Annotated in this window: 3 protein-coding genes; all 3 read right to left on the bottom strand. The window is 55.9% G+C overall.

The annotated features are described in order from the left end of the window. The coding region (gene tolQ, locus ERD80_RS21650) for a Tol-Pal system protein TolQ (RefSeq protein ID WP_136548499.1) at window positions 1–681 on the bottom strand (681 nt) is incomplete at its 3' end. After that, window positions 678–1,082 (bottom strand): tol-pal system-associated acyl-CoA thioesterase, encoded by a 405-nt coding sequence (gene ybgC, locus ERD80_RS21645; RefSeq protein ID WP_136548498.1) that lies wholly within the window; start codon window positions 1,080–1,082, stop codon window positions 678–680. The genes ybgC and tolQ, both read right to left, overlap by 4 nt. 195 nt (window positions 1,083–1,277) lie before the next feature. Continuing rightward, window positions 1,278–1,518 (bottom strand): cyd operon protein YbgE (gene ybgE, locus ERD80_RS21640; protein ID WP_136548496.1); only part of this gene is annotated, 241 nt, incomplete at its 5' end.

Raw genomic sequence — 1,518 nt, 5'->3', positions numbered from 1 at the left:
GCTGTTGTCGGTAGAGAAAGCCTGACGATGCAGGATGGCCGTGAACTCTTCCATAAAGTTGTCGTAGCCCTGCTCCAGCTTGTTCACGCGCTGGTTCAGACGGTTATACGCCATAACGGCAGGAATGGCCGCGAACAGACCGATTGCGGTGGCGATCAGCGCTTCGGCGATACCGGGCGCAACCATTTGCAGCGTGGCCTGTTTCACCGCACCCAGTGCGATAAAGGCATGCATGATCCCCCACACCGTACCAAACAGACCGATATACGGGCTGATGGAACCGACGGTGCCAAGGAATGGGATGTGATTTTCCAGCGCTTCCAGTTCACGGTTCATTGAGATGCGCATGGCGCGACCGGCCCCTTCGACCACCGCTTCCGGCGCATGGCTGTTGGCGCGGTGCAGGCGGGCAAACTCTTTGAAGCCAGAGTAGAAAATCTGTTCAGACCCGCTCAGCTCGTCACGGCGCGCCTGGCTCTCCTGATAGAGACGCGACAGCTCGATACCGGACCAGAACTTGTCCTCGAACGCCTCGGCCTCACGCCCCGCCGCGTTAAGAATGCGGGTGCGCTGAATGATGATTGCCCAGGAGGCAATAGAAAAGCCGATCAAAATCAACATGATAAGTTTGACCAGAAGGCTTGCCTTCAGGAACAAATCAAGAACGTTCATGTCAGTCACTGCTTGAACTCCGCGACAATAGACTTGGGAAGCGCAATCGGCTTCATTAGATGTGGGTTGATGCAGGCAATCAGGACGTCTGCTTCATTGAGCACTTTGCCTTCAGCATTCACGATACGCTGCGAGAACGTCATGGTTGCGCGCGTCATTGCTGTCACTTCGCTCTGGATCTCCAGAAGGTCGTCGAGACGTGCCGCGGCAATAAAGTCCACCGTCACGCGCCGTACCACAAAAGCCACCTGCTCTTCCAACAGGGCCTGTTGATTGAAATGGTGCTGGCGCAACATCTCGGTACGTGCTCGTTCATAAAAAGCAAGATAGCTGGCGTGGTAAACCACACCACCGGCGTCAGTGTCTTCGTAATAGACCCGAACCGGCCAGCGAAACAGCGTTGTACTCACTCTACATCCCGGTCTCATTTTAAACGTTGCTACTATACGCAAGTGAGATCGGCTTGGGAATGGTCCGCCAGAGCCAGGAGAAAATAATTATCAGACGTTAACAACTGGAAGGATTTTCGGGAGATTTCCTGACCAACCGCTGACAAAAACTCACGTCAGCAGCGGTAAAACAGCCCTTGCGGGCTGAGACAGAACTTAATGGTAGAACCAGTAAATTCCCAGCGCCAGCACGATCAGCGCCGGCAGCGGGGCAAACAGCGCCTGCCAGCGGGCTCGCTGTGGCCGGAAACCGGTGCCGTGAATCACGCCGCTGCACACCGCCCAGATTAACAATAATCCGTGCCAGATGGCGAGCTCACTGGTGCGTGCGGCAAAGCGCGCCGGCTGCCAGATGACGCATCCGGCCAGCCACAGCGCCAGAATCAGTGAAAGGGCC

The organism is Pantoea sp. R102 (assembly GCF_004916815.1).
GTDB lineage: Bacteria > Pseudomonadota > Gammaproteobacteria > Enterobacterales > Enterobacteriaceae > Pantoea > Pantoea dispersa.
The sequence above is the reverse complement of the archived record's forward strand: the minus strand, read 5'-3'. Positions and strand labels throughout refer to the sequence as shown.